Here is a 7,419-nt window from a genome sequence, read left to right as displayed (position 1 = left end):
GCAGAAGTGACGGAGGTAGCCCCGGCCTTTGGCCCAGCGCACCGGGGTGAGCACCAGCGCGGTGACGATGTCCTGCAGCAGTTCCCGCTTGCGCGAGTGTGCTGGGTCGTCATCCTCCCATGCGGTGGCCAGCGCGTCGGCCTGGTGCTGGGGCAGGCGGGCCCGCCGATCGTGGCGGGCGGGATCCAGCGCGGTGGTCAGCCGGTCGAAGGCCCGGTAGAAGCGGCGAGAAGAGGCGAGCACCTGGTGGATGTCTTCGGGGTTGATGTCGGGCAGGCCGAGCCGGTGGCGTGCGGCGGCGGTCAGGCAGAACGCGGCGATCCGCCAGGCCTCGACGAGCGTGGCCTTGCCGGTGTGGTTGATGGACAGCAGCAGGCAGGTCAGCACCGCGGCGATGGGCAGCCCGGGCGGGCCGGGCCTCGGGCCGAGTTCGGCGTTGATCAGCGGCATGATGCCGGAGTCGTCCAGCAGCCGGGCGTAGTGGCTTACGACGGCGTCGGGGATCTGTGCCGTCTGCTTGGCGGGTGGCCGGGGTCGGGTGGCTCGGGCTCGGGTGGTGCGCGGCGGCCAAGCGCGTGGCTTCGCCGTACTCAATGGGCCTGTTCGTCGGGCCTGCCGCGCAGCAGCGCGACTGCGGTGGGCTCGTCCAAGGCGGGGACGAGATGTTGGTAGCGGGCCAGCGCGGAGGTGCTCATTCCGGCCGCGGCGGCCACCACTCCCAGGTCGATCCGGGCGCTCAGCAGTTCGACGATCCAGGAGGAGCGCAGCCGGCGCACCGACAGGGCGGGCAGGCCGCCGGTCGGGGTGTGGCGGGCCGTCCAGGAGCTGAACAGGTTCTTGGCGTGCCGGGCGGCGCGCCCGGGCCGGAACACGAACCGGTCGTCAGGTTGATCGGCGGCGTAGGCCAGGATGTCCTCCCAGGCGGCGCGGCAGACGATCAACCGGTCTGTGCCGGGGACGGTGACCACGATCGCGCCGGAGTCCAGGATGCGCAGATGCCCGGTGCGGACGGCGGCCACCTCCCCAGAGGTCAGACCGCAGCCGAAGGCGAGCGCCATCAACGCCAGAGCGTCGGTGCGAGCCTGGCCGGGCAGGCGTTCGGCCCAGCCGCGAAGGCGGCCGAGCTGGGCCGGCGAGTACGGCGGGCTGACCTTCTTGGGGACTGTCATCGGCGGCGGCGCTTGTTCGCCGCGTTCCAGCCAGGCCAGCGTGGCGCGCATGTGCCGCAGCCAGCTGCGGTAGGTCTGCGCCGAACTCGGGGTCAGGTCGGTGCAGCCGGTCAGGACGAACGCGTCGATCGTCTCGTGCCGCAGCCACACTTCCGGGTCATCGGGCAGGCCGGAGCGGTGACACCACACGGCCAGCCGGGTGGTCGCGGTGAGCAGCCGTTGCACCCGGTAGGGGGAGCGCTCAGCGCTGGCGGCGACCAGCATCCGCACGTGCCCGGCAATCTGTTCCCATTCCGGCGGAGCCTGCTGCGGCCGGTAGCCGGTGATCTTCGTCGAGGTTTCCGCGTCGAGGGTCACACCCCATCCATACCGGCAGAACAACCTGCCGTTACGGAGGGCGACGACATCTACCGAAAGGAGTCGTTTGTCATGGTCGGAGGACGCGGGCGTTCCCGCTCTCCCCGGGAGTTGGCCGACGACCCGGAGAACTGGCCCCACGCGGATCTGTCCGGCCATCCGGCCGCCGCCGTCGTCCAGGCCATCGCAGCGGCTTTGCAAGCAGTGATGGCTGAGCGGGGGCTGAGTTTCCGCCGGCTGGCCGAGGTCAGTGGGGTGAACCGGCAGACGGTCAATGACGTGGTCGTCGGGCGTTGCTGGCCGGATGTGGCCACCATCGCCCAGCTGGAGGCCGGCCTGGCCGTCCGGCTGTGGCCCGCTTCGCCCACCGGGACTGGCGGAAGCTGACCCGCGCCGGACCCCTTCTCTCCCTGGTGAGGGCATCGTCGATCCTTCCCGCGCCTGCCCTGCCGATCCGCAGGGCAGGCGAAATCCAGGCTCGACGCCTCCCCAAGAGGACCCATTCGAGTTACTCTCGGGAGTGCGCGAGACACTGTCAGTTAGAACCTGGAGGGTGCTCACGCAACCTCGGGTGCCGCCGAGGGCCTAATCTCGGCGGCACCCTGCTCGTCCGGCCCGGCGCCCGTGACTGTCGTTGTTGGGCGCCTGACCTGCGATGTGGCTGTTGCTCTATGCCTCGTCGTTGGCGACTCCCTCTGGCGCGTGGCCATTGATGCCCGCGGCGATGGAAAACAGGCCCGGTTCGTGCTGGGTCAGCCAGCCCAGTGCCGTAAGCCGCTTGAGCCGTGCCCGGGTGGTCTCCACCCGTCCCCGCACGTCGGGCTCGCCCAGCGCTTGAGCCACTTCTTTGGCACGCATCGTCCGTCCGGAACTCGCCATGATCACAACGACCCGCTGGTCGAGCCCGGCGACCGGTTTCGGCGCCGGTGCGGCTTTCTCCGGTGAGGCGTGCGTCGGGGCGTCAGGCGTGCCGCCAGAAGGCGCTTGCTCGGGCCGGGGATGCCCGGCCAGCATCGGCGTGACTATCCTTCGGGCGGTGGCCAGGTCGCTCAGCCGCTCTTCCAGGGCGGCCACCTGCTCACGCAGCGACTCAAGCTGCCCGCGGACGGACTCCTCATCCGCAGCCAGCTGCTCCAGCAGCGATGCTTCGCCCAACGTCATGCCCGACCTCCACGTACTGGCGCCGTGCGTAACCTGCAAGAATCTGCGACTGCACAGAGTCACACAGTGCCTGCAAACCGTAACTGTAGATGGCTTTGCGGCTCGCGTGAAGAGACACATCTGCAACAGGCCCCTCACAGCCGAGCACAGCTCTCCCTTTGCGGCTACAGACCCGCCGGATGGCTCGACAACCACTCACTATGCGCCGCCCTGAGGCGATCCCTCGCTGCAGAGTCTTGGAGAGCGCAGTCCGCTCCGCCGTCGTAAGGGTGGTAGATCCGGCTCACCCGCAAGTCGGCGATCAAGACGCCTGCCATGACATCATCAGCCACCGCTCTCAGCAGCGGGTCGAGGACGCCCCATCGCCAGTTCTGGCGTGTCACCAGCATATGGGAGTAGCTGGGAAATTCCTCGCCCTCGTCATCCTCTGTGACTGTCATCCACAGACGGGCCCCAGGGTTCAACGACAGCGGCTCTGGATACTCCCGTCAGGACGCCGGGACATCCCTGATCGCGGCGGTGAGCCAGACGGTCAGCCCGATGAGGGCCACGAGGGCAATGCCGATCAGCGCAGGCATGTACCAAGCGGGGCAGAGCACTGCAAGATCGTGATTGTCGTTGCCCCGCCATATCGGACCCACGGGATTGAGGACGGTGGCCACAGCAAGAGTGAGCAGATACATCAGACTGAAGAGCCCGCCCGTCGGCGGAACTTCGTTGTCGGCGAAACGGCGCCTCTGCCGGACACGCAGGGCGATCAGGGCCGCTTCGACGGTGAGGACGAGGGTGTAGCCCAGCGCCACCGATCGCGCCGATGCTATCTCGCTGTCCAGCTCATTCAGCAGCACATAGTTCCAGGGAACGTCATACCAGGGATTGCGTCCCGTCGGGTGGGCGGCGATCTGGATCGCGATCAGGTTCACCGCGGCGTACAGGAAAGGGGTGGCTAGAGCGCACAGCAGGGCAGGGGAGCGTGTCGGGTACCTGAGAGCCATATGGATTCGACGATCGACTCGAGCCTGAAGTTCAGCCCGGGAAACGATCAACGCCATGCTGGGAAGCAATCTTCCGAGGACCTCTTCCGCCCCAGGCTGGCCGTACTCGTGAACACCTCACCAACTCAGGGTCGTTCTTGAAACGGCTGCAGGACAGTTGACGGGATCCCGTCTGATCATCGCGATCAGGCGGGATCTCGTCGTTTCGGGGCTTTCCGAATCGGGTTCGTCCTGGTTTGGGGGCCGCGACCGCCGCGACTCCGTAGAGGAACTGTGCCTCCCCGCGGCCCCCTTGGCCCCATCGCCGGATGCGGCGGTGGCGGTACCTATTTCCTCTGCGGTCATCCTGACGATGAGGAGCGGCCTGTGCTGTATGCCTCCTCTGAGGGCCAAGCCACCGTCATGGCCGACGACCTCCACGAGGCGATCACGCTGATCGCGGCCTTCCCCTTCTGACAAGACCTCGGCCAGGGACTCCCCATCACCGACCTCGAAGCCCAGATGCACGAAGACCACCCCGAATCCAGCGAACGACGCCGACCAAGGCGAGGGTGAAACCCCTACGTGTCCTCTGCAGGGCCTCGTTCAGATCGGTTACCAGGGGTCTGAAGCTGCGCTCTTGCCTCATCAATCTGGCGCATGATGCGCGCGGCACCGCAGGCCTCCGCGGTTGCATACGCTTCCTCTGCCAGCGCCAGCGCGTCGTCCCGGCGGCCCTGTGCCGCAGCGATGTAAATCAGGCCGACCTGATCGGCTGCAACTCCTGCCCAAAGCTCAATCCGCTGGCGCAGCCGTACCGACTCCTCCAACTTCTCCCGTGCACTATCCAACCGGCCCGCGGAATGATCGGCGATGCCTAGGTGACGAAGCACCTCGGATTGGATCCCCAGATCGCCGACTTGTAGCGCTAACTCAAGAGACTGCTCAAACAGAGGGATCGCGGCATCAGCATCGCCCCGGATGACTTGGTGGACGCACCCCACCCAGAACAGCGCCTCGGCTTCTCCGGCTACATCACCGAGCCTCCGGTAGAGGTGTGCCGCACGCTCCATCAAGGCCAGCTCATGGGAATCCTCGCGACGTTCCTCCAGAAACCGCGCATGCAAGATCCGACCCCGAGCCAGCGCGAGATCAGCCTCGACCTTGTCCAACTCTCGCTCTGCCTCAGACAACACGCCGTGGTCACCGGCGAAGACAGCCCGCTCATAGGCCAGCCTGGCCTGCTCGATACGGCCTTCTGCGTGCATCCCGCGTTACCTCGTCCCAACCTTTGGTGACGCTCAAGCTTCGATGTCACAAGCATAATGATCTATGGCATAGGACACATAGGCCGGACACTGCCCGACGGGCACCGGCACGAGGTCCGCTGGCACAGCGCCGACTTCGACCGGCAACTCGACCCCATCGAACAAGGCGCGGCAGGCCGGGGACATCACCACCACCAGCCCGCGAAGCCCTGGTCCAACTCATAGACATCACTAACCACACCGAATCTGTCGCCGCTCACATCGCTACACGCCTCACCACCGGGGTTGATCAGGTGCCCGCTGCGACGTAGGTGTGGTACCCCGTACGAGATCGCCGCCGCTATGGCAACCCATCAACGTCGCTGGGGCATCACCCGCTACGTCGTGCGCGACCCCACCTGGACGCCGCCGAAGAGGTACTCACTCACCTGGCCAGGTCCGTTTGATCGGTACAGGTTCAACGGCTCAGCGGCGCGCTGCACACCATCGCGAATCTGGGAAACGATCATTCGACTGGCGGGAAGCGATCTCTGACCCCTATCGAATCTCCCTCACTCGTGAACGCGCTCCACCATCCACCTGCCGGGGAGGACGACGAAGCCGCTGACATCGTCGCTACGTTTGACGATCTCCAGCGTGAACTGGAGCTTCTCCTTCGCCCAGGTCACGAGCTTGCCCGCGTAGCCGCCGTCGGCCCAGATCAGCGTGACCCCCTCGTGCCAGTCCCGCAGGCGCTCCAGCACTGGCCGGGCGCCGTCGCGGTCCCGCGTCATAGCCGCGGGTGTCGGCGCCCACGGTCTCGGCCGCTCGTAGTGACTGGGAGTTCCACGATCCCCGCGCTGGGCTCGGCTTCGCGTCCTGCGGCCTGGCGGATCTGTTCGCGCAGGTCGTTGTGGACGGCGAGCAGGTCGCCGTCCTGCCACCACCGGGTGAAGATCGCGTGGACGGTGCGCCAGGGCGGGAAGTCGCCGGGCAGGTTGCGCCACTTGCAGCCGTTGTCGACTACGTAGCGGATCGAGTCGACGATCTGGCGGCGGCAGTACTCCTCGGGGCGTCCGCCGTTGCCGTCCAGCCAGCGGGGCCAGGGCATCAGCGGCTTGATGGCCTGCCACTCGGCGTCGCTACCGGAAGGTCACTCTTTGTGAGGGTGGTTTCGCTGGATCTTGACTAGACTCAACGTTGAGTCTACTCTTCGAGTCAGCGATTTCCGAAGAGGACGGTTCATGCAGAACTCCACCATGGGCATCGCCGCGGGCGATGCCACGGCGCGCAGGCGCCACCCTGGCCTGGCCGTGACGGCGGTGGCCTTCGCCTTCTGGATCACAATGGCGGGCACGACCGCGCCGACACCGTTGTATCCCCTCTACGGGGAGGCTTTCGGGTTCTCTCCGTTCACCGTCACGGTGGTGTTCGCCGTGTACGCCATCGGGGTCGTGGCCGGGCTGTTGTTGTTCGGACGGCTGTCGGACCAGATCGGCCGACGGCCCACCCTGGTGACCGCAACCGTGCTGTCGGTGGCCGCGGCCGCGATCTTCCTGGTCACCCAGAACGTCGCGGTACTGCTCGTCGCCCGCATGGTGTCGGGGTTGTCGGCGGCGCTGGTCACCGGCGCCGCCACCGCCGCCCTCACCGAGCTGATCGGGCCGAACGCGCGGGTCCGTCCCGCCACCGTGGCGCTGTTCGCCAACATGGGCGGTCTGGCCTGCGGCACGCTGCTCGCCGGGATCCTGGCCGACCTGGTACCCGAGCCGCTGCGCACTCCATGGGCTGTCCTCGGCGCCCTGGCGGTGCTGGGTCTGCTGGGCGTGGCGACCGTCCAGGAGAGCGCCGTACACCGCTCCGGCTTCACCCTGCGGTTGCAGCCGCTGCACATCCCGGGCGAGATCCGAGCGGTGTTCCTGCGTACGGCCATGGCCGCGGGAGCGGGCTTCGCCGTCCTGGGAGTCCTGACCGCGGTGACCGGCCTGTTCCTTGGCACGCTGCTGCACCAGTCGAGCCACACGCTCACCGGGTTGGTGGTCTTCATCGCGTTCGCGTGCACGGCCCTGGGGCAGCTACTGCTCCGCGTCCTCAACGCCGCCGTCGCCTTGCCCGCCGCCTGTGTGGGCCTGATCGTCGCCGCCGGGCTGATCGCCGTCGCCCTGGCCACGACCTGGCTCATCCCGCTGCTGATCGGCGCTGCGGTGAACGGGCTGGCGACCGGCGTCGCCCTCGGGCAGGGCATCGCGACCATCACCTCCCGCGGCGCTCCCCGATATCGCGGCGCGTCGGTGTCGACCTTCTTCGCCATCCTCTACACGATGCTCGCGGTGCCTGCCATCGGCGTGGGCGTGCTGATCCGCGCGTCCAGCCTGCGCTCGGCAGGAGAGATCTTCAGCGCGGCGGTCGCTGTGCTGGCCCTCGCTGTGCTGCTCAGCCTGATCGGCACCAAGACCGGGCGCGGCGATGCGCCTTGACCCGTGCCAGAATCGGGGCTGCCAGAAGAAACTG

8 protein-coding genes and 1 pseudogene are annotated in these 7,419 nt (G+C 67.4%); 2 read left to right on the top strand and 7 right to left on the bottom strand.

Annotated features, from left to right (window positions below; all coding sequences use genetic code 11):
• On the bottom strand, positions 1-594 hold a 594-nt coding region (locus ABZ911_RS15160), incomplete at its 3' end, for a hypothetical protein (protein ID WP_358055346.1).
• Complete coding sequence (locus tag ABZ911_RS15155) at positions 591-1,526, bottom strand: hypothetical protein (protein WP_358055344.1); 936 nt, start codon at positions 1,524-1,526, stop codon at positions 591-593. The genes ABZ911_RS15155 and ABZ911_RS15160, both read right to left, overlap by 4 nt.
• Before the next feature lie 111 nt (positions 1,527-1,637).
• On the opposite strand from ABZ911_RS15155, the gene ABZ911_RS15150 reads away from it, so the two are divergent.
• Positions 1,638-1,913, top strand: coding sequence for a helix-turn-helix transcriptional regulator (locus ABZ911_RS15150; RefSeq protein ID WP_358055342.1), 276 nt, complete (start codon positions 1,638-1,640; stop codon positions 1,911-1,913).
• Positions 1,914-2,195: 282 nt separating this feature from the next.
• On the opposite strand, the gene ABZ911_RS15145 is transcribed toward ABZ911_RS15150, so the two are convergent.
• The 5 genes and pseudogenes from ABZ911_RS15145 to ABZ911_RS15125 form a co-directional block, all read right to left on the bottom strand.
• The gene (locus tag ABZ911_RS15145) at positions 2,196-2,687 is read right to left on the bottom strand and encodes a hypothetical protein (RefSeq protein ID WP_358055340.1); all 492 of its coding nucleotides are present in this window, start codon (positions 2,685-2,687) and stop codon (positions 2,196-2,198) included.
• Between the two features lie 488 nt (positions 2,688-3,175).
• The gene (locus ABZ911_RS15140; protein ID WP_138208263.1) at positions 3,176-3,610 is read right to left on the bottom strand and encodes a hypothetical protein; all 435 of its coding nucleotides are present in this window, start codon (positions 3,608-3,610) and stop codon (positions 3,176-3,178) included.
• Between the two features lie 632 nt (positions 3,611-4,242).
• Positions 4,243-4,929, bottom strand: a complete 687-nt coding sequence (locus ABZ911_RS15135) for a tetratricopeptide repeat protein (RefSeq protein ID WP_358055337.1) — start codon at positions 4,927-4,929, stop codon at positions 4,243-4,245.
• Positions 4,930-5,480: 551 nt separating this feature from the next.
• Positions 5,481-5,702 carry a transposase gene (locus ABZ911_RS15130; protein ID WP_358055334.1) on the bottom strand — a complete coding sequence of 74 codons (222 nt, stop codon included), beginning with the start codon at positions 5,700-5,702 and terminating at the stop codon, positions 5,481-5,483.
• Positions 5,699-6,040 (bottom strand): annotated as a pseudogene (locus ABZ911_RS15125) (transposase); the annotation flags it as partial. The gene ABZ911_RS15130 and the pseudogene ABZ911_RS15125, both read right to left, overlap by 4 nt.
• Positions 6,041-6,152: 112 nt before the next feature.
• Here ABZ911_RS15125 and ABZ911_RS15120 point away from each other — a divergent pair.
• The gene (locus tag ABZ911_RS15120; RefSeq protein WP_358055332.1) at positions 6,153-7,385 is read left to right on the top strand and encodes an MFS transporter; all 1,233 of its coding nucleotides are present in this window, start codon (positions 6,153-6,155) and stop codon (positions 7,383-7,385) included.
• Positions 7,386-7,419 lie beyond the last annotated feature (34 nt).

The organism is Nonomuraea sp. NPDC046570, assembly GCF_040645915.1.
GTDB lineage: Bacteria > Actinomycetota > Actinomycetes > Streptosporangiales > Streptosporangiaceae > Nonomuraea.
Note: the sequence above shows the minus strand (reverse complement) of the source record. Positions and strands in the feature narration are given on the sequence as shown.

Bases quoted from the DNA above. Each gene is read 5' to 3' on its own strand.
- ABZ911_RS15145 (WP_358055340.1), bottom strand. From the start codon at position 2,687: ATGACGTTGGGCGAAGCATCGCTGCTGGAGCAGCTGGCTGCGGATGAG.
- ABZ911_RS15135 (WP_358055337.1), bottom strand. From the start codon at position 4,929: ATGCACGCAGAAGGCCGTATCGAGCAGGCCAGGCTGGCCTATGAGCGG.
- ABZ911_RS15130 (WP_358055334.1), bottom strand. From the start codon at position 5,702: ATGACGCGGGACCGCGACGGCGCCCGGCCAGTGCTGGAGCGCCTGCGG.
- ABZ911_RS15120 (WP_358055332.1), top strand. From the start codon at position 6,153: ATGCAGAACTCCACCATGGGCATCGCCGCGGGCGATGCCACGGCGCGC.